At 53.6% G+C, this 17,349-nt stretch carries 23 protein-coding genes; 14 read left to right on the plus strand and 9 right to left on the minus strand.

Annotated features, from left to right (window positions below; translation table 11 throughout):
• Positions 1 to 96: 96 nt before the first annotated feature.
• The 3 genes from rhaD to rhaM are packed head-to-tail and all read left to right on the plus strand — an operon-like array spanning position 97 to position 2,392.
• Entirely contained in the window at positions 97 to 921 is an 825-nt protein-coding gene (rhaD, locus tag FDX09_RS09210) for a rhamnulose-1-phosphate aldolase (RefSeq protein ID WP_137347092.1), read from the plus strand.
• A gap of 11 nt (positions 922 to 932) precedes the next feature.
• Positions 933 to 2,081 carry a lactaldehyde reductase gene (gene fucO / locus FDX09_RS09215; RefSeq protein WP_038635920.1) on the plus strand — a complete coding sequence of 383 codons (1,149 nt, stop codon included), beginning with the start codon at positions 933 to 935 and terminating at the stop codon, positions 2,079 to 2,081.
• Positions 2,078 to 2,392 (plus strand): L-rhamnose mutarotase, encoded by a 315-nt coding sequence (rhaM, locus tag FDX09_RS09220; protein ID WP_038635917.1) that lies wholly within the window; start codon positions 2,078 to 2,080, stop codon positions 2,390 to 2,392. Before fucO ends, rhaM begins: the two co-directional genes overlap by 4 nt.
• A gap of 57 nt (positions 2,393 to 2,449) precedes the next feature.
• On the opposite strand, the gene FDX09_RS09225 is transcribed toward rhaM, so the two are convergent.
• Positions 2,450 to 2,998, minus strand: coding sequence for an XRE family transcriptional regulator (locus FDX09_RS09225; RefSeq protein WP_003825255.1), 549 nt, complete (start codon positions 2,996 to 2,998; stop codon positions 2,450 to 2,452).
• A 101-nt stretch (positions 2,999 to 3,099) separates the two neighbouring features.
• Here FDX09_RS09225 and FDX09_RS09230 point away from each other — a divergent pair, with 101 nt between their 5' ends.
• Together FDX09_RS09230 and FDX09_RS09235 are read left to right on the plus strand one after the other, a co-directional pair.
• On the plus strand, positions 3,100 to 3,759 hold the full coding sequence (locus FDX09_RS09230; protein ID WP_121529786.1) for an AzlC family ABC transporter permease: 660 nt from the start codon (positions 3,100 to 3,102) through the stop codon (positions 3,757 to 3,759).
• A complete protein-coding gene (locus FDX09_RS09235; RefSeq protein WP_137347093.1) occupies positions 3,759 to 4,082 on the plus strand; it encodes an AzlD domain-containing protein in 324 nt (107 codons plus the stop codon). The genes FDX09_RS09230 and FDX09_RS09235 overlap by 1 nt, the downstream gene beginning before the upstream one ends.
• A gap of 42 nt (positions 4,083 to 4,124) precedes the next feature.
• On the opposite strand, the gene FDX09_RS09240 is transcribed toward FDX09_RS09235, so the two are convergent.
• Positions 4,125 to 4,337, minus strand: coding sequence for a DUF1471 domain-containing protein (locus FDX09_RS09240; protein ID WP_038635907.1), 213 nt, complete (start codon positions 4,335 to 4,337; stop codon positions 4,125 to 4,127).
• Positions 4,338 to 4,466: 129 nt separating this feature from the next.
• Here FDX09_RS09240 and FDX09_RS09245 point away from each other — a divergent pair, with 129 nt between their 5' ends.
• Together FDX09_RS09245 and FDX09_RS09250 are read left to right on the plus strand one after the other, a co-directional pair.
• On the plus strand, positions 4,467 to 4,988 hold the full coding sequence (locus FDX09_RS09245) for a Crp/Fnr family transcriptional regulator (RefSeq protein ID WP_137347094.1): 522 nt from the start codon (positions 4,467 to 4,469) through the stop codon (positions 4,986 to 4,988).
• A gap of 58 nt (positions 4,989 to 5,046) precedes the next feature.
• Positions 5,047 to 5,553, plus strand: coding sequence for a YgjV family protein (locus tag FDX09_RS09250; protein WP_137347095.1), 507 nt, complete (start codon positions 5,047 to 5,049; stop codon positions 5,551 to 5,553).
• On the opposite strand, the gene fdhD is transcribed toward FDX09_RS09250, so the two are convergent.
• Entirely contained in the window at positions 5,520 to 6,356 is an 837-nt protein-coding gene (fdhD, locus tag FDX09_RS09255; protein WP_085049712.1) for a formate dehydrogenase accessory sulfurtransferase FdhD, read from the minus strand. The genes FDX09_RS09250 and fdhD overlap by 34 nt on opposite strands.
• 194 nt (positions 6,357 to 6,550) lie before the next feature.
• On the opposite strand from fdhD, the gene fdnG reads away from it, so the two are divergent.
• From fdnG to fdhE, 4 genes are read left to right on the plus strand one after another with little or no spacing between them, the layout of a single operon-like run.
• Positions 6,551 to 9,601 carry a formate dehydrogenase-N subunit alpha gene (fdnG, locus tag FDX09_RS09260; protein WP_137347096.1) on the plus strand — a complete coding sequence of 1,017 codons (3,051 nt, stop codon included), beginning with the start codon at positions 6,551 to 6,553 and terminating at the stop codon, positions 9,599 to 9,601.
• 12 nt (positions 9,602 to 9,613) lie between these two features.
• Complete coding sequence (gene fdoH / locus FDX09_RS09265) at positions 9,614 to 10,516, plus strand: formate dehydrogenase O subunit beta (protein ID WP_003028691.1); 903 nt, start codon at positions 9,614 to 9,616, stop codon at positions 10,514 to 10,516.
• The gene (fdoI, locus tag FDX09_RS09270) at positions 10,513 to 11,148 is read left to right on the plus strand and encodes a formate dehydrogenase cytochrome b556 subunit (RefSeq protein WP_038635897.1); all 636 of its coding nucleotides are present in this window, start codon (positions 10,513 to 10,515) and stop codon (positions 11,146 to 11,148) included. Before fdoH ends, fdoI begins: the two co-directional genes overlap by 4 nt.
• Complete coding sequence (fdhE, locus tag FDX09_RS09275) at positions 11,145 to 12,074, plus strand: formate dehydrogenase accessory protein FdhE (protein WP_137347097.1); 930 nt, start codon at positions 11,145 to 11,147, stop codon at positions 12,072 to 12,074. Before fdoI ends, fdhE begins: the two co-directional genes overlap by 4 nt.
• Positions 12,075 to 12,110: 36 nt before the next feature.
• On the opposite strand, the gene FDX09_RS09280 is transcribed toward fdhE, so the two are convergent.
• Together FDX09_RS09280 and FDX09_RS09285 are read right to left on the minus strand one after the other, a co-directional pair.
• Complete coding sequence (locus tag FDX09_RS09280) at positions 12,111 to 12,485, minus strand: type II toxin-antitoxin system VapC family toxin (protein ID WP_085049711.1); 375 nt, start codon at positions 12,483 to 12,485, stop codon at positions 12,111 to 12,113.
• A complete protein-coding gene (locus FDX09_RS09285; protein WP_001523745.1) occupies positions 12,485 to 12,727 on the minus strand; it encodes a CopG family transcriptional regulator in 243 nt (80 codons plus the stop codon). The genes FDX09_RS09280 and FDX09_RS09285 overlap by 1 nt, the downstream gene beginning before the upstream one ends.
• Positions 12,728 to 12,929: 202 nt before the next feature.
• Between FDX09_RS09285 and FDX09_RS09290 the strand changes: the two genes are divergently transcribed.
• The 3 genes from FDX09_RS09290 to FDX09_RS09300 all read left to right on the plus strand — a co-directional run bounded on the left by FDX09_RS09290 (position 12,930) and on the right by FDX09_RS09300 (position 14,425).
• Entirely contained in the window at positions 12,930 to 13,838 is a 909-nt protein-coding gene (locus FDX09_RS09290; protein ID WP_137347098.1) for an alpha/beta hydrolase, read from the plus strand.
• A gap of 64 nt (positions 13,839 to 13,902) precedes the next feature.
• A complete protein-coding gene (locus tag FDX09_RS09295) occupies positions 13,903 to 14,145 on the plus strand; it encodes a type II toxin-antitoxin system ParD family antitoxin (protein WP_069324888.1) in 243 nt (80 codons plus the stop codon).
• On the plus strand, positions 14,138 to 14,425 hold the full coding sequence (locus tag FDX09_RS09300; RefSeq protein ID WP_137347099.1) for a type II toxin-antitoxin system RelE/ParE family toxin: 288 nt from the start codon (positions 14,138 to 14,140) through the stop codon (positions 14,423 to 14,425). The genes FDX09_RS09295 and FDX09_RS09300 overlap by 8 nt, the downstream gene beginning before the upstream one ends.
• A 5-nt stretch (positions 14,426 to 14,430) precedes the next feature.
• On the opposite strand, the gene fabY is transcribed toward FDX09_RS09300, so the two are convergent.
• Genes fabY through yihX form a run of 4 tightly spaced genes read right to left on the minus strand, consistent with a single transcriptional unit; the run spans position 14,431 to position 17,316 of the window.
• The gene (gene fabY / locus FDX09_RS09305) at positions 14,431 to 15,372 is read right to left on the minus strand and encodes a fatty acid biosynthesis protein FabY (protein ID WP_032940213.1); all 942 of its coding nucleotides are present in this window, start codon (positions 15,370 to 15,372) and stop codon (positions 14,431 to 14,433) included.
• A gap of 44 nt (positions 15,373 to 15,416) precedes the next feature.
• Positions 15,417 to 15,854: a D-aminoacyl-tRNA deacylase gene (gene dtd, locus FDX09_RS09310; RefSeq protein ID WP_003825289.1), complete on the minus strand. Its 438-nt coding sequence runs from the start codon at positions 15,852 to 15,854 to the stop codon at positions 15,417 to 15,419.
• Positions 15,851 to 16,723 (minus strand): virulence factor BrkB family protein, encoded by an 873-nt coding sequence (locus tag FDX09_RS09315; protein ID WP_137347100.1) that lies wholly within the window; start codon positions 16,721 to 16,723, stop codon positions 15,851 to 15,853. Before FDX09_RS09315 ends, dtd begins: the two co-directional genes overlap by 4 nt.
• Positions 16,717 to 17,316, minus strand: coding sequence for a glucose-1-phosphatase (gene yihX, locus FDX09_RS09320; protein WP_137347101.1), 600 nt, complete (start codon positions 17,314 to 17,316; stop codon positions 16,717 to 16,719). Before yihX ends, FDX09_RS09315 begins: the two co-directional genes overlap by 7 nt.
• Positions 17,317 to 17,349 lie beyond the last annotated feature (33 nt).

The raw sequence follows: 17,349 nt of genomic DNA on the forward strand, positions 1-17,349 counted from the left end.
CCGGCAATAAATAAAACACGATTGCCGGATGGCGCTGCGCTTATCCGGCCTACGTAAGACCCGATAACCTTCGGGCAATAAATGGGAGCACCGAACATGCAGAACATTACTCATTCCTGGTTTGTCCAGGGAATGATCAAAGCCACATCCGATGCGTGGCTGAAAGGCTGGGATGAACGTAACGGCGGCAACCTGACGCTGCGCCTGGATGAAGCAGACATCGCGCCATTTAGCGGCGATTTCCACGACAAACCGCGCTATATTGCGCTGAGTCAACCCATGCCATTGCTGGCGAATACGCCATTTATCGTCACCGGCTCGGGTAAATTTTTCCGTAACGTTCAGCTCGATCCGGCGGCAAATTTAGGCGTAGTGAAAGTGGACAGCGACGGTGCGGGCTATCACATCCTTTGGGGCCTGACCCACGAAGCGGTGCCAACCTCCGAATTGCCAGCCCACTTCCTCTCTCACTGCGAACGCATTAAAGCGACGAACGGCAAAGATCGCGTGATCATGCACTGCCACGCCACCAACCTGATCGCCCTGACCTATGTGCTGGAAAACAACACCGCGCTGATCACCCGCAAACTGTGGGAAGGCAGCACCGAGTGCCTGGTGGTGTTCCCGGATGGCGTCGGCATTTTGCCGTGGATGGTGCCGGGTACGGATGAAATCGGCCAGGCGACCGCGCAGGAAATGCAGAAGCATTCGCTTGTTCTGTGGCCGTTCCATGGCGTGTTCGGCAGCGGCCCCTCCCTCGATGAAGCATTCGGTTTGATCGATACCGCTGAGAAATCCGCTGAGGTTTTAGTCAAAATCTATTCGATGGGCGGTATGAAGCAGACCATCACGCGTGAAGAACTGGTCGCACTCGGCAAACGTTTTGGCGTGACTCCGCTGGCAAGCGCACTAGCATTATAAGGAGAATAGTAATGAGCTTTATGTTGGCACTACCCAAAATTAGCCTGCATGGCGCTGGAGCGATTGCCGATATGGTGAACCTCGTGGCGAATAAGCAATGGGGCAAAGCGCTGATTGTTACCGATGGTCAATTGGTGAAACTGGGCCTGCTGGATAGCCTGTTTAGCGCGCTGGATGAACATCAAATGTCTTACCACCTGTTTGATGAGGTGTTCCCAAACCCGACAGAAGAGCTGGTGCAGAAAGGTTTTGCGACGTATCAGAGCGCAGAATGTGACTACATTATCGCCTTCGGCGGCGGCAGTCCGATCGATACCGCTAAAGCGGTGAAAATCCTGACCGCCAACCCAGGTCCTTCTACCGCATACTCCGGCGTGGGCAAAGTGAAAAACGCCGGTGTTCCGTTGGTCGCCATCAATACCACCGCTGGTACAGCTGCAGAAATGACCAGCAATGCGGTGATTATCGACTCTGCTCGCAAGGTTAAAGAGGTGATCATCGACCCGAACATCATCCCGGATATCGCCGTGGATGATGCCAGCGTGATGCTGGAAATCCCGGCTTCCGTCACCGCCGCAACCGGCATGGACGCCCTGACCCACGCGGTGGAAGCCTATGTTTCCGTCGGTGCACACCCACTCACCGACGCCAACGCGCTGGAAGCGATTCGCTTAATCAATCTGTGGCTACCGAAAGCAGTTGACGATGGTCATAACCTCGAAGCCCGTGAGCAAATGGCATTTGGTCAGTATCTGGCGGGTATGGCATTTAACAGCGCCGGTCTTGGTCTGGTGCATGCGCTGGCGCACCAGCCGGGCGCAACCCACAACCTGCCGCACGGCGTCTGCAACGCCATCCTGCTGCCGATAATCGAAAATTTTAACCGACCGAACGCCGAGGCTCGCTTTGCCCGCGTGGCGCAGGCGATGGGCGTCGATACCCGCGGCATGAGCGATAAAGCGGCAAGCATGGAAGCCATCAACGCCATTCGCGCCCTGAGCAAGCGGGTAGGTATTCCAGCCGGTTTCAGCCAGCTTGGCGTGACCAAAGAGGATATTGAAGGCTGGTTAGATAAAGCGTTGGCCGATCCATGCGCGCCGTGTAACCCGCGCATCGCCAGCCGCGATGAAGTCCGCGAGTTGTATCTGGAGGCGTTATGATCCGCAAAGCGTTTGTGATGCAGGTAAACGCCGACGCGCACGTTGAGTACCAACGTCGGCACAATCCCATCTGGCCAGAACTGGAATCAGTACTGAAAGAACACGGCGCGCATCACTACGCGATTTATCTTGATCAGGAGCGTAATCTGCTGTTCGCCACCGTTGAGATAGAGTCCGAGGAGCGCTGGAATGCCGTTGCCAGCACCGACGTTTGCCAGCGTTGGTGGAAACATATGCGCGACGTTATGCCAGCCAACCCGGACAACAGCCCGGTCAGCACAGAGCTAAAAGAAGTGTTTTATCTGCAATAATCTTGTAGGCCGGATAAGGCGCTAACGCGCCGCATCCGGCACAACGCAACATAGCAGTTAGTTCTGCTCAGAAACCAGAATCGCCTGAGTATCCGGCTCCAGCGCTTTAAAGATATGCGCCCGATCGGCGGGGTAACAAATGTAGTCGCCCTCACCTAACTCTTCCGGCGCTTCCGTCAATCCCACCATCGCCTTACCTTGCGTCACGATAATATGTTCAACCGATCCCGGTGGATGCGGCTGTGAAATACGATCCGCGCCCGGCTGCGTCAGCAGCAAATAGATATCCCGCCGCGCGCCCGGTGGGCAGGCGGCCAGTAAAATAGCCTGGTAGTGGGCCTGTTCCGCCACCACTTTTGTCCCTTCGCCGCGGCGAATCACCTGCGTTTTTTGCTCTTGCGGCTCCAGCAGGCGCGCAAAAGGGATATCCAACGCCACACACAGCGACCACAGCGTTTCCAGGCTAGGGTTGCCATTTCCTGCTTCCAACTGTGAGAGCGTCGATTTTGCAATCCCCGCGCGGCGGGCAATCTCTGCCAGTGACAAACCGGTGCGCTGACGTTCACGCACCAGGCTTTTCGCGATCATACTGATGGGCTGGGTCATTCACGACTCCATGTTTTTTATATCGAACAAATCGTTCGACTTGTAAAGCTAAATGGTTGCGTTCATTATAATGGAAATTCGTTCGATATGGCTAAAATGGTATGAAACATTATTTTTCCTGTCTCAAAGGCGACACGCTGAAAGCAATATTTCTCGTCTGTCTGGCCGTCGGCGTTGTCGGCATGTCATATGGCTCGCTGGCGATGGCTTACGGTTTCCCGCTGTGGGTACCGTTTGTGCTTTCTATTACGGTACTGGCCGGCGCGTCCGAGTTTATGTTTATCGGCATCGTCGCCAGCGGCGGTAACCCCCTGGCGGCTGCGGCTGCCGGTTTACTGGTGAACGCCCGGCACGTGCCGTTTGGCGTCACGGTGCGTGACCTGGTGGGCTCCCGGGCCGCCAGTTTCCTCGGCTGCCATATCATGAACGACGAAAGCGTAGTGTTCGGCCTGTCGCAAAAAACGCCGGAACAGCGTAAAGCCGCCTACTGGCTATGCGGCCTGGGCGTCGCCCTTTTCTGGCCAATTGGCACGCTGATTGGCGCAGGTGTCGGCAAACTGCTCCCGGCCCCGGAAACCATCGGTCTGGATGCCGTTTTCCCGGCCATTTTGCTGGCGTTAGTGGTTCCGGCCTTTAAAAATCGGACCACGCTGATCCGCGCCTGTAGCGGTGCCGCGCTGTCGCTCGCATCTATACCTTTCGCGCCGGTGGGCCTGCCGGTACTGCTCTCACTGTTTGGTTTACTGACGAGGAAAAAATAATGGGCAACATGACGCTGTTTATCGTTGGTATCGCCATATTATCTCTGGGAACGTATTTAATGCGTTTAGGCGGAGCAAAACTGGGGAGTCGTTTAGCGTTCTCGGAACGCTCGCAGGCCCTGCTTTCTGATGCCGCAACGGTATTGCTGTTTTCCGTCGCGCTGGCAACCACCTTTTATGAAGGTGAACACTTTGCTGGAATGGCGCGTGTTCTTGGGGTTGGCTTCGCGGTCTTTCTCGCCTGGCGCAAAATGCCGCTGATCGTGGTGATCGTTGCCGCCGCTGTGGTGACCGCGCTGTTTAGGATGGCGGGCATAAACTAAAAAAGCGCCTCAAAGGCGCTCTTTCTACAGTACTGAGGTATCTTATTTCAGCAGTTCAGCGGTCATGTGCACGCGGTTACCGGTGTAAGCCTGGGTGATTTTATAATCGCTGGCGCCTGCACGTTCAGCCTGAGCGGCAATGCTTGCTTCAGCACTTTCCAGCGTAGAACCCGTTGCGGTAACAGTCTGAGCAGCGAATGAACCGAAAGAAGTAGCCAGAGCGATAACTGCGACAAAAGTTTTGATGCTTTTCATGATATAAACCCTTTAACTTAGTTGTTTGAGTAAGGCACCGTGCCTTGATGTGATAAATAATAGCCATCTCATCACACAACTAAAAGCGGAAGGATTTGCCTGTCTTATTCAAATTATTTGAGTAATAAAATGTCAATTGAACGCAAGCAAACATTGTTGCCAGGCCATCGAAAAAAGCGACAACCTGCGGGTGCCTGGTTGCATCGCCAGGGTGAGCCTCAAAACAAGATATACGTTCTGCATCAAGGCGTTGCTCGCGCGGTTTACCACTCTCCACATGGCTCAGAACGGGTTAAAGAGTTCTACTTTGCCGGGGAGTACTGCTTTCTGTACCTGAACTGGCTGACCAAAACGCCTGCTGATTACAGTCTGCAAATGATTACCGCAGGAGAAACCAGTGAAATTTCTTTGGCTTTGCTGGATGCGCCGGAAAATCAGGATATTAAGACCCAGCTACTGATTCAGCAATTGATCTACAAAGAGAAAAAAGAGCAAATGCTGCTGCTCAATACCCCAGAGCAGCGCTACCGGTATGTACAAACACACTTCCCGGACTGGGAGTCGCAGCTCACTCAGCGCGATCTCGCCAACTATATCGGTATTAATCCCGTTAGCCTGTCTCGTATTCGCCAGCGTCTTAACAAAAGCTAACGCCTTATGTGAATGCGTCGAGTATTGTCCCGCCACTCTGCAACGGTTGGCGCACATTATGAACGCATTTCTTCTCTCTCAGATTCTGGCCGGTATCAGCTTCTTGCTGGATATTTCCGCTTTTCATTTTCAACGCCGGGCCATCACCTTATCTCTGCTCACCACCTCCACTTCCCTGCTCGCTATCCATTTCTATCTTTTGGATAAAGATGCTGCGGCTGGGTTAATGGTCATCGCCGCATGCCGCTACGCGACGGCCATCGTCACATTTCACCGCTGGGCTATGTGGGGATTTATGCTGGGGTCGCTGCTGTGTAGCGTTTATCTTTGGCAAAATCTGTCGAGCATTTTGCCGCTGATGGGAAGCCTGCTGATGACCTTTGCGTCGTTTCAAAAACGCAGTGGGAAACTACGCGGATACACATTGTGCGGCAGTCTGTGTTGGCTACTGAACAATGTGATTGTCGGCTCGCCCGTTGCCGTAATAATGGAACTGGCATTTTCAGGCAGTATCCTGGCCGCCTGGTGGCGTCACTTCGCGATCAGACGCTCCGGATGCGTATAGATTGTCGCCCTGCCTGGTTTGCAAAAACCCACCAGCGTCAGGTTACAGCGTTCGGCAACTTCCACCGCGAGCGTTGTCGCCGCAGAAACGGCAAACAAAATCTCCACGCCGCACATTGCCGACTTCTGCACCATCTCGTAGCTGGCGCGGCTGGAAACTAATACCGCGCCCTGTTGCCAGGTTTCCCCTTCGAGCGCCCGACGCCCCAGCAGTTTATCCAGCGCGACATGACGCCCAACGTCTTCATGTCCACCTGCCAGATGACCTGAAAGCTGTACCCATGCCGCCGCGTGCGTGCAGCCGGTCAGTTGCCCCACGGGCTGGTAATCATGGAGATGCCTTAAGGCGTTATCGAGGAGCGCCAGATCAAAAGTCTGGGTAAATGCCAGAGGCTGGACCGGTTTGCCGATGTCATTGAGCTGCTCCACGCCGCAAACGCCACAACCGGTGCGACCAGCCAGTGCGCGACGACGCTCCTTCAACCCCATAAAACGGCGGCTGGATAGCTCAATCTGAACCTCTAATCCGTTGCAGGAAGGAACCACGTCCATCCCGTAAATATCTTGCGGGGACTCAATAATGCCTTCAGAAAGTGAAAAACCCATCGCGAAATGCTCAAGATCTTTCGGTGACGCCATCATCACCACATGTGAAATTCCGTTATAGACCAGCGCAACAGGCACTTCTTCAGCGACTTCATCAGGCTGAGGATGTTGCAAATCCTCGCGCTTCCAGAGCGTCAATTGGCGCGATCCTGTCGGAGATGTCACATTCTTAATGTTTTCTTGAATAATCTTATTCACTTTCTTTTAACCATATTGGAACACGCATACCAACATTGTGGTATTCTTTACAAATCCCTCCTGGACGGAGGGAAATTCACCCAATTCTGGACCTTTGCGGTCCCGTCCGCAAAGAAAAATAACAACCACTTCCCACGCGTTGGCATGGCAGAAATGCGAAGGGAACGTGACAATGTCGAAACAAGGAGCAAACCATGCAGGTCAGCAGAAGGCAGTTCTTTAAGATCTGCGCTGGCGGTATGGCAGGCACCACGGCAGCGGCACTGGGCTTTGCACCCAGTGTAGCGCTCGCGGAAACACGGCAATATAAACTGCTGCGCACCCGCGAAACCCGTAACACCTGCACCTACTGTTCCGTTGGCTGTGGGCTGTTAATGTACAGCCTCGGTGACGGAGCAAAAAACGCCAAAGCATCCATCTTCCATATTGAAGGGGACCCGGATCACCCGGTGAACCGCGGCGCGCTGTGCCCGAAAGGCGCAGGTCTTGTGGACTTCATCCACTCTGAAAGCCGTTTGAAATTCCCGGAATACCGCGCACCAGGCTCAGATAAGTGGCAGCAAATTAGCTGGGATGAGGCATTCGACCGCATCGCTAAGCTGATGAAAGAAGACCGCGACGCTAACTACGTTGCACAAAACGCCGAAGGCGTAACCGTTAACCGCTGGCTTTCCACCGGGATGCTGTGTGCATCCGCTTCCAGTAACGAAACCGGCTATTTGACGCAAAAATTCTCCCGCGCGCTGGGTATGCTCGCGGTCGACAACCAGGCGCGTGTCTGACACGGACCAACGGTAGCAAGTCTTGCTCCAACATTTGGTCGCGGTGCGATGACCAACCACTGGGTCGACATTAAAAACGCCAACCTCGTTGTGGTGATGGGCGGTAACGCCGCTGAAGCTCACCCGGTCGGGTTCCGCTGGGCGATGGAAGCGAAAATTCACAACGGCGCCAAGCTGATTGTCATTGACCCTCGCTTTACGCGCACCGCAGCGGTGGCTGATTTCTATGCCCCCATTCGTTCCGGTACTGACATTGCCTTCCTGTCAGGCGTCATGCTGTACCTGCTGAATAACGAAAAATTCAACCGCGAATATACCGAGGCCTATACCAACGCCAGCCTGATCGTGCGTGAGGATTATGGCTTCGAAGATGGCCTGTTTACCGGCTACGACGCGAACAAACGCAAGTATGACAAAACCAGTTGGAACTATGAGCTGGATGAAAACGGCTTCGCCAAACGCGATGTGACTCTGCAACATCCGCGCTGTGTATGGAACCTGCTCAAACAGCACGTCTCCCGCTATACGCCGGAGGTCGTAGAGAATATCTGCGGTACGCCGAAGGCCGATTTCCTGAAGGTCTGTGAATACATTGCAGAAACCAGCGCCAAAGACAAAACCGCATCGTTCCTGTACGCGCTGGGCTGGACGCAACACTCCGTGGGTGCGCAAAACATCCGTACGATGGCGATGATCCAGTTGCTCCTCGGCAATATGGGCATGGCCGGCGGCGGCGTTAACGCCCTGCGTGGTCACTCCAACATTCAGGGACTGACCGATCTTGGTCTGCTGTCACAGAGTCTGCCGGGTTATCTGACGCTGCCAAGCGAAAAACAGACCGACCTGCAAACCTACCTTGCCGCCAACACGCCAAAACCGCTGCTGGAAGGCCAGGTAAACTATTGGGGCAATTACCCGAAATTCTTCGTTTCGATGATGAAAGCCTTCTTTGGCGATAAAGCGACAGCGGAAAACAGCTGGGGCTTCGACTGGCTGCCGAAGTGGGATAAAGGGTACGACGTCCTGCAGTACTTCGAGATGATGAACCAGGGCAAAGTGAATGGCTATATCTGCCAGGGCTTTAACCCGGTCGCCTCATTCCCGAACAAAAACAAGGTCGTGGCTTCACTGTCCAAACTGAAGTATCTGATCACTATCGACCCGCTCAACACGGAAACCTCCACCTTCTGGCAGAACCATGGTGAGTCGAACGATGTTGATCCGTCGAAAATCCAGACCGAAGTATTCCGTCTGCCGTCCACCTGCTTTGCCGAAGAGAACGGTTCGATCGTCAACTCTGGTCGCTGGCTGCAGTGGCACTGGAAAGGCGCGGATGCCCCAGGGATTGCCGCAACCGATGGCGAAATCCTCGCCGGTATCTTCCTGCGTCTGCGCAAGATGTATGCCGAACAAGGTGGCGCGAACCCGGAACAGGTGCTGAGCATGACCTGGAACTACTCCACACCGCATGAACCGGCTTCGGAAGAAGTGGCGATGGAGAGCAACGGGAAAGCGCTGGCTGATATTATCGACCCGGCAACCGGCGCGGTAATCGTCAAGAAAGGCCAACAGCTCAGCTCGTTCGCCCAACTGCGTGATGACGGCACGACCTCCAGCGGCTGCTGGATTTTTGCCGGTAGCTGGACGCCGGAAGGTAATATGATGGCGCGACGCGATAACGCCGACCCGTCGGGCCTTGGCAATACGCTGGGTTGGGCCTGGGCATGGCCGCTTAACCGCCGCATTCTTTATAACCGTGCTTCCGCAGACCCGCAGGGGAATCCGTGGGATCCAAAACGTCAGATCCTGAAATGGGATGGCGCGAAATGGAGCGGGATGGATATTCCAGACTATAGCGCCGCCGCACCGGGTACTGACGTTGGGCCGTTCATCATGCAGCCGGAAGGGATGGGACGCCTGTTTGCTATTGATAAGATGGCGGAAGGACCATTCCCGGAACACTACGAGCCGTTTGAAACGCCGCTCGGCACTAACCCGCTGCACCCGAACGTTATCTCTAACCCTGCCGCGCGTATCTTTAAAGGTGACGCGGAAGCGCTGGGTAAAGCGGATAAGTTCCCGTATGTCGGTACAACCTATCGTCTGACCGAGCACTTCCACTACTGGACCAAGCATGCGTTGCTGAACGCCATCGCCCAGCCGGAGCAGTTTGTGGAAATTGGCGAGAAGCTGGCGAATAAGCTCGGCATCTCCCATGGCGATACCGTTAAAGTTTCCTCTAACCGCGGCTACATCAAGGCCAAAGCAGTGGTGACCAAACGTATTCGTACGCTACAGGCCAACGGTAAGGATATCGATACCATCGGTATTCCGATTCACTGGGGCTACGAAGGTGTGGCGAAAAAAGGCTTTATCGCTAACACGTTAACGCCATTCGTCGGTGATGCGAACACGCAGACGCCGGAATTTAAGTCCTTCCTCGTGAACGTGGAAAAGGTGTAACGGAGACGACCTATGGCTTATCAATCGCAAGACATCATTCGTCGATCCGCCACTAACGGTTTCACCCCCGCGCCTCAGGCGCGGGATCACCAGGAAGAGGTGGCGAAACTTATCGACGTCACGACCTGCATCGGCTGTAAAGCCTGTCAGGTTGCGTGTTCCGAGTGGAACGACATCCGTGATGAAGTGGGCAACAACGTTGGGGTGTACGATAACCCGGCTGATTTGACCGCCAAATCCTGGACGGTGATGCGCTTCTCGGAAGTGGAACAGAACGACAAACTTGAGTGGCTGATCCGCAAGGATGGCTGTATGCACTGCGCCGATCCAGGCTGCCTGAAGGCATGCCCGGCTGAAGGCGCAATCATTCAGTATGCCAACGGCATCGTCGACTTCCAGTCCGAGCAGTGCATCGGCTGCGGCTACTGCATTGCTGGCTGTCCGTTCGATGTGCCGCGCCTCAACCCGGAAGACAACCGCGTCTACAAATGTACGCTGTGCGTCGACCGTGTGGTGGTCGGGCAAGAACCGGCCTGCGTGAAAACTTGCCCAACCGGGGCGATTCATTTCGGCACCAAAGAGTCGATGAAAACGCTGGCCGGTGAGCGCGTGGCGGAACTGAAAACGCGTGGCTACGAAAACGCGGGCCTGTACGATCCGGCAGGCGTTGGCGGTACGCATGTGATGTACGTATTGCACCATGCCGACAAGCCGAATCTGTACCACGGTCTGCCGGAGAACCCGGAAATCAGCGCCACCGTGAAGTTCTGGAAAGGCATCTGGAAACCGTTGGCAGCGGTCGGCTTCGCAGCGACGTTTGCGGCCAGTATCTTCCACTACGTCGGTGTGGGTCCAAACCGTGCGGAAGAGGAAGAAGACAATCTGCATGAAGAGAAAGACGAGGTGCGCAAATGAAAAGACGTGACACCATCGTGCGCTACACGGCGCCGGAACGCATCAACCACTGGGTAACCGCCTTCTGCTTTATTCTGGCGGCAGTGAGCGGGATGGGTTTTCTCTTCCCGTCTTTTAACTGGCTGATGCACATCATGGGCACGCCGCAACTGGCGCGAATTGTGCACCCGTTTGTCGGCGTGATCATGTTTGCCTCGTTTATCATCATGTTTTTCCGTTACTGGCACCACAATCTAATCAATCGGGATGATATCTTTTGGGCGAAGAATATTCGTAAGATTGTCGTCAACGAGGAAGTAGGTGACACGGGACGTTATAACTTCGGCCAGAAATGCGTATTCTGGGCGGCGATTATCTTCCTGGTGCTGTTACTGGTGAGCGGAGTGATCATCTGGCGTCCGTATTTTGCGCCTGCTTTCTCAATCCCGGTGATCCGATTCGCGTTAATGCTGCATTCATTTGCCGCAGTAGCGTTAATTGTGGTTATCATGGTGCACATTTACGCCGCCCTTTGGGTGAAAGGCACCATTACCGCGATGGTGGAGGGATGGGTTACTAAATCGTGGGCGAAGAAACATCATCCGCGCTGGTACCGTGAAGTCCGCCAGAAACAGGAAAAATCATCTGAATGAGTATTCGCATAATCCCGCAAGATGAGCTGGGTTCGAGCGAGAAACGCACGGCGGATATGATTCCGCCGTTATTGTTCCCCAGACTCAAAAATTTGTATAACCGCCGTGCTGAACGTCTGCGCGAGCTGGCCGAAAACAACCCGCTGGGCGATTATCTGCGCTTTGCCGCGCTGATCGCCCACGCACAAGAAGTGGTGCTGTACGATCATCCGCTGCAGATGGATCTGACCGCTCGTATCAAAGAAGCGAACGATCAGGGCAAGCCGCCGCTGGATATCCACGTCCTGCCACGCGACAAACATTGGCAAAAACTGCTGCAATCGCTAATTGCTGAGCTGAAGCCGGAGATGAGCGGCCCTGCACTGGCCGTAATCGAGAATCTGGAAAAAGCCTCTGAGCAGGAACTGGAGCTGATGGCCAGCGCGCTATTTGCCTCAGATTTTACCTCCGTCAGCAGCGACAAAGCCCCGTTTATTTGGGCTGCGCTGTCGCTCTACTGGGCACAGATGGCAAGCCTGATCCCCGGCAAAGCGCGCGCTGAGTACGGCGAACAACGCCAGTTCTGTCCGGTATGCGGTTCGATGCCGGTCTCCAGCGTGGTGCAAATCGGCACAACGCAGGGACTACGTTATTTGCACTGCAACCTGTGCGAAACCGAATGGCACGTGGTGCGCGTGAAGTGCAGCAACTGCGAACAGAGCCGCGATTTGAACTACTGGTCGCTGGATAACGAGCAGGCGGCAATTAAAGCGGAAAGCTGCGGCGACTGCGGGACTTACCTGAAGATTCTCTACCAGGAAAAAGACCCGAAAGTCGAGGCCGTGGCCGACGACCTCGCTTCCCTGATGTTGGATGCACACATGGAGCAAGAAGGCTTTGCCCGCAGCTCCATCAACCCGTTCTTATTCCCGGGTGAAGGGGAGTAAAACCCCAGTACTGCCGGGCGACGCTGGCCGCCCGGACTATAACGTATACGGTGTGACCACACCGGATATGCTTGCAAAATCTTTGGTATTACGCGTAACCAGTGTCAGATGATGAATCTGCGCAGTAGCCAGGATAATGGCATCCGGCAATTTCATCCCGTATTCTTGCCTGATATTCACGCTTCGCTCAGCAATATCCTGTGAAACACCAATAATGTTAAAAGCGCCTAGCGCAATGCGAGTACGGGCCTCCTGATGGTATTTTTTTGCGCCTACCATCACCTCCATCCATGTAATGAGACTGATTGCGTTCTGTGGCGGCCATGTTTCTATCGCCAGTTTTGCTTCACTTCGCCCGCTAAACAGGTCGATGAGGATATTGGTATCAAAAAGCGCAGCCCCTTTGACCATTACCATTCCTCACGAAGTTTACGTTGGTATTCAACACCATCTTCCTCACAGCCTTGCCAGAGCCCCAATGCTTTCGAAATTGTGGTTTCAGCCCGATCCTGTCTTTCCAGATACTGCTCAACGGCCTCCCGCAAGAGTTCTGCACGAGGTAGGTTGCGTTGCACCTTGAGATCGTCAAGCCGTTTAATCACGTCGTCTGATAAATCGAGTAAAATTCTGCCCATATCCATCCCAGCCATCATACTCACATATACCTCCAGTATATCATTCGCGCTTATTTTTCAAACAACATACACCTGAGACTGACGAGAAAATAGTTATTACGCGAACGATTTCTATTTTTGCGAGCCGCTTTCCAGAATCGTACGCAGCCCAATTTTTCCATTTCCATTCGTACCAAACCAGGCTATAACACTGTATATTCATACAGAAAAGGGAATAAAAATGACACTGGAAAGCGGGATTGCGCAGTTAGTGGAGGAATTTATCGCGGTGGGGCGCCCCTCTTCTCGCGAGCAGAATATTGATGACCGGAGAGCAGGCTACATCGCCAGTACGATGCTGGCAGGGGAAACAGAAACCCGCGTCCAGGTTGAAGATATTGAACTTGATGCCATGACGTTTCGCGTGGTTTCGCCACGGGACACCATGGGAAAGCTACCCTGTATTATCTATTATCACGGCGGCTGCTTTGTCAGCGGTGGTTTTGCTACTCACGATAACCAGCTAAGGCAGTTAGCTTTTTACAGCGGCTGTCGCGTAATTGCGGTGCAGTACCGCCTTGCGCCAGAGCACACCTTCCCGGCAGCACATAACGATGCCGAAGCCGGAGCCAATACTATCTGGAAATATGCCCATAAACTGGGGATAGACCGCGCGAACATTACGCTTGCCGGTGACAGCGCGGGCGGGCATCTGGCGCTGGTCACCGCGCTACGCCTGAAAGCCGCCCGTCAATGGCAACCTGCACAGCTGATGCTGATCTATCCCATGCTGGACGCCACCGCCAGATTTGAGAGCTACGCCCGTAACGGGCAGGATTACATTATCACGCGTGACACGCTGCTTTCAGGCTACGAGATGTATATGCCGCGAACCGATCCACTGCATCCTGAAGCCAGTCCGCTCTGGCGTGAAGACTTCACCGGTCTGCCACCCACGCACATCATTACTGCCGAATTCGACCCACTGCGCGATGAAGGCGAGGCCCTGTATCAACGGTTCCTGGAACAGGGAGTGGAATGCACTTGCCAGCGCTATCTCGGTGTCATTCATGGCTTTTTCCAGCTCGCAGGTGTGAGCCAGGCGGCACGAAGCGCCATGCGAGATGTGGCCTGGCGGCTTGGTCAGTAAGTTTGTTCATATTTTCGTCCACGGGTGCTATCTTGTGTGAATAGATAACACAGAGGACAAACCTATGCCCAGAACTACCAGCATTACAATTGGCGAGCATCTCGATCGTTTTGTTAACGAAATGATTGAAAGTGGGCGCTATGGTTCCACCAGCGAAGTTGTCCGTTCGGCATTACGTTTACTGGAGGAACAAGAATTGCGAAATAGCGCATTACGCGACGCGCTGGAGGATGGGATACACAGCGGCACAAGCGACCTGACTCTACAGGAGGTCGCGCAAAGGAAAAAGCGCAGTCTGAATGTATAAACTCTCTAATCAGGCAGTCGAAGACTTTGAATCTATCTATGAATACACCTGGATAAAATTCGGTTATCAACAGGCAGATAAATACACTACTGAGATAGAACAGCTTTTTTTACTGTTAGAGAAAAACGCTTTGATGGAGCGCAACCGTTCTGAGATTAAGGAAGGTACCCGTCAATACAATCATCGACAACATGCGATTTTTTATCAAAATGCGGATTATGGCATTCTCATAATCCGCATTTTACATCAGCAAATGAATCCAATATTACATTTTAGCTAGAGGAGCTACTCTTCCTCATTCCCGCCCTCTTCATACGCGCCAAACGGTTTCGCGGGTAGCACAATATACGTACCTTCAAACACGACGCCTGGCGAGTCATCGCCAAATACCTCGACCTGCATCTTCACACGCGCCTTACGCCCTCTCGCCAGACGGTCGAGATCGCCACTCAGCGAGCCCAGGTCGGCGATGGCGGTAGGCTTCCCGGTGATCGGCCTGCTGTAGCGGATATGTGCATCAGCAAGGATAATGGTTCCCCCCAGATGACGTTCACGCAGCATCAGCCAGATCAGCCCCCACCCCGTTAACGTGGCCAGAGAAAACAGGCTCCCGGCAAACAGAGTATGGTGCGGATTCTGATTCCCCGTCTCGGGCATCGTCGTAATAAATTTCTGCCCGGTATACTGTTGAATACGCACGCCCATTTTCTCACTCAAGGGAATATGTTCGTACCAGGCTTGCTGTAACTGTCCGCACCAGTCGCCGCGATGGAGAATATCGTCCAGTGTAGCGATGGGCTTAATCATCAAAAAGTGGCGCACCGGCGTGGTTTGCGGTGTGGTGATCTCTCCCTGGCTCACAAACCCCAGTTTGGCGAAAAATTCGACCGCATCTTCACGGGCGCTACAGGTTACGCGCTTTACCCCTTCCTGACGCGCTACAGATTCCAGGGTCATCGCCATCAGCGTACCCAGTCCTTTCTCCTGCACGGAAGGGTCAACGGCCATAAAGCGTATAGAGGCTTCGTTATCCGCATTGATATACAGACGTCCTACCGCGACCAGATTCCCCTCTTCGTCCACCACCATCTGGTGATGCGCCATTGCGTCCCAGGCATCCCGTTCGGAGCCTTTTGGCTGGTGCAACGGTTTACGCAGCATCTCCCAGCGAAACTGGTAGTAACGCTCCAACTCTTCTTCTGTTTGCGGTACTCGAAGGTGATACATAGCTGTACTCTCTCTTGTTGCCCGCGGCCACACCGGTAGCTGGTTCATACTTGTAACCAGAACGTCACGGGGCCATCATTAACCAGCGAAACCTGCATATCCGCAGCGAATCGACCGGTTTGCGTATTCATTTCCTGTTGGCGGCAACGCTCAACAAAGTACTCATACAGTGCTTCTGCCCGATCGGGCGCGGCGCCTTTTGAAAAGCCCGGGCGCATACCGCGCTCAGTATCTGCCGCCAACGTAAATTGCGAGACCACCAGCACGCTGCCGCCTGACTGCTGCACATTCAGGTTCATTTTGCCTTCGGCATCGCTAAAGATTCGATAACCGAGTACGCGTTCGCACAGGCGGTTCGCTTTTTGTTCGTCATCATCCCTTTCGACACCTAACAGGACCAAAAGTCCTGGGCCAATTTCACCCGTCACCTCGCCCTCCACGGTGACGCTGGCACGGGTTACGCGCTGAATTAATGCAATCATGATTGCTCTGCTTCTTCTTGTTCTGCGGCTTGTTTAAGTTTGCGGTATTCCCCGAGAGTGACAGTTATTTCCGCGCCTAGCAAGACGATACACCACGTCCAGTACACCCAGACAAATAAAATGGGGATCACCGCAAGGACACCGTAAATGAGCTGATAAGACGGGAACATCGTGATGTAGAGCGCAAATCCTTTCTTTCCGGCCTCGAACAATACGGCGGCTACAAAGGCGCCAATAACCGCATCCCGGTTAGCGACGCGCGTGGTCGGCACGATGCTATAAAGCAGCCAGAATGAAAGCCAGGAAAGCACCAGCGGGAAAATACGCAGAATGTTATCAATCACCGTGTTGAGATCGCTGGCCCAGCGCAATGACAACAGATAAGAGCTGATCGCCAGGCTGGCCCCCGCCAGTAGAGGTCCCAGCGTTAAAATCATCCAGTAAACGGCAAAAGAGTAAACTTTGGGCCGAGTACGCTTACTACGCCAGATAGTATTCAGCGCGTTATCAATGGAATACATCAGTAATAACGCCGTCACAATCAGCCCACATGCCCCGACGGCGGTCATTTTGTTCGAGTTGGCGACAAACTGTTCGATATAACGTTGGATGACGTCTCCCGTCGCCGGGATAAAGTTCGCAAAAATAAAATGGCGTAACTGAATACTGACGTCGGAAAACATCGGAAATGCGGCGAAAAGCGCAAAAACGACGGCAATAAGCGGTACTAATGAAAGCAATGAAACGTAGGCAAGATTTCCTGCCAACGTCGTCATATTGTCCTCATCAATGCGCTGCCATAGCAGCTTCAGCCAGGCTCGTACGGGCCGCGTATGATGCCTGGCTTGTTGCTGAACATTTTTTAGCATAACAACTTCGCGAAATAGTCTGGAATGGTCGCTTTATCGATGACCTGGATACTGGTAATACCTAACCGGTTAGCCCCTTCAATATTATCGGTGTTATCGTCAAAAAAGACCGCATCATGCGCAGAAAAACCTTCAGCCTGCAGGACATGCTGGTAAATCCGCGCTTCCGGTTTACGCATGCCCAGATCCTGGGAAAGATAAATATGGTCAGCAGCCTGACGGATCTCGGGGTATTCATCCGGCCAAAACGTTGTGTGCAGACGGTTGGTATTCGACAAGACGACTACCCGATGCCCCTGCTCACGCAGTTTGTGCATGATATCGATAACCTCTGGGCGCAAGGCGACAAAAACCGCCTGCCAGCCGTGGGAAAATTGCTCGTAGCTTAGCGGCAGCGCCATCTCGTGGCATAGTGCCTCAGCAAACGCTTCATCGGTTATTTCACCTCGCTCATGCTGGTGAAAAGCCTCGCCCATACTGAAACTTTGCTTTAGCGAAGCTAGCGGTACACGGCTCAGATCGCTCCATGTGCCTAACACGCGATTGAAGTCGATATCGACAATCACATTACCCAAATCAAAGATATAGAGCATGCCCTTCTCCTTATTCGCCGTGGATGAATAACT

It is taken from the genome of Citrobacter sp. wls717, assembly GCF_005280955.1.
GTDB classification, from domain to species: Bacteria; Pseudomonadota; Gammaproteobacteria; order Enterobacterales; family Enterobacteriaceae; genus Citrobacter; species Citrobacter werkmanii.

Bases quoted from the DNA above. Each gene is read 5' to 3' on its own strand.
- FDX09_RS09230 (WP_121529786.1), top strand. From the start codon at position 3,100: ATGAAACATTATTTTTCCTGTCTCAAAGGCGACACGCTGAAAGCAATA.
- FDX09_RS09285 (WP_001523745.1), bottom strand. From the start codon at position 12,727: ATGATGGCTGGGATGGATATGGGCAGAATTTTACTCGATTTATCAGAC.
- fdoI (WP_038635897.1), top strand. From the start codon at position 10,513: ATGAAAAGACGTGACACCATCGTGCGCTACACGGCGCCGGAACGCATC.
- rhaD (WP_137347092.1), top strand. From the start codon at position 97: ATGCAGAACATTACTCATTCCTGGTTTGTCCAGGGAATGATCAAAGCC.
- yihX (WP_137347101.1), bottom strand. From the start codon at position 17,316: ATGCTCTATATCTTTGATTTGGGTAATGTGATTGTCGATATCGACTTC.
- fdhE (WP_137347097.1), top strand. From the start codon at position 11,145: ATGAGTATTCGCATAATCCCGCAAGATGAGCTGGGTTCGAGCGAGAAA.
- fabY (WP_032940213.1), bottom strand. From the start codon at position 15,372: ATGTATCACCTTCGAGTACCGCAAACAGAAGAAGAGTTGGAGCGTTAC.
- FDX09_RS09280 (WP_085049711.1), bottom strand. From the start codon at position 12,485: ATGGTCAAAGGGGCTGCGCTTTTTGATACCAATATCCTCATCGACCTG.
- fdoH (WP_003028691.1), top strand. From the start codon at position 9,614: ATGGCTTATCAATCGCAAGACATCATTCGTCGATCCGCCACTAACGGT.
- rhaM (WP_038635917.1), top strand. From the start codon at position 2,078: ATGATCCGCAAAGCGTTTGTGATGCAGGTAAACGCCGACGCGCACGTT.
- FDX09_RS09250 (WP_137347095.1), top strand. From the start codon at position 5,047: ATGAACGCATTTCTTCTCTCTCAGATTCTGGCCGGTATCAGCTTCTTG.
- FDX09_RS09225 (WP_003825255.1), bottom strand. From the start codon at position 2,998: ATGACCCAGCCCATCAGTATGATCGCGAAAAGCCTGGTGCGTGAACGT.
- FDX09_RS09290 (WP_137347098.1), top strand. From the start codon at position 12,930: ATGACACTGGAAAGCGGGATTGCGCAGTTAGTGGAGGAATTTATCGCG.
- dtd (WP_003825289.1), bottom strand. From the start codon at position 15,854: ATGATTGCATTAATTCAGCGCGTAACCCGTGCCAGCGTCACCGTGGAG.
- FDX09_RS09245 (WP_137347094.1), top strand. From the start codon at position 4,467: ATGTCAATTGAACGCAAGCAAACATTGTTGCCAGGCCATCGAAAAAAG.
- FDX09_RS09235 (WP_137347093.1), top strand. From the start codon at position 3,759: ATGGGCAACATGACGCTGTTTATCGTTGGTATCGCCATATTATCTCTG.
- FDX09_RS09300 (WP_137347099.1), top strand. From the start codon at position 14,138: ATGTATAAACTCTCTAATCAGGCAGTCGAAGACTTTGAATCTATCTAT.
- FDX09_RS09315 (WP_137347100.1), bottom strand. From the start codon at position 16,723: ATGCTAAAAAATGTTCAGCAACAAGCCAGGCATCATACGCGGCCCGTA.
- fucO (WP_038635920.1), top strand. From the start codon at position 933: ATGAGCTTTATGTTGGCACTACCCAAAATTAGCCTGCATGGCGCTGGA.
- FDX09_RS09295 (WP_069324888.1), top strand. From the start codon at position 13,903: ATGCCCAGAACTACCAGCATTACAATTGGCGAGCATCTCGATCGTTTT.
- FDX09_RS09240 (WP_038635907.1), bottom strand. From the start codon at position 4,337: ATGAAAAGCATCAAAACTTTTGTCGCAGTTATCGCTCTGGCTACTTCT.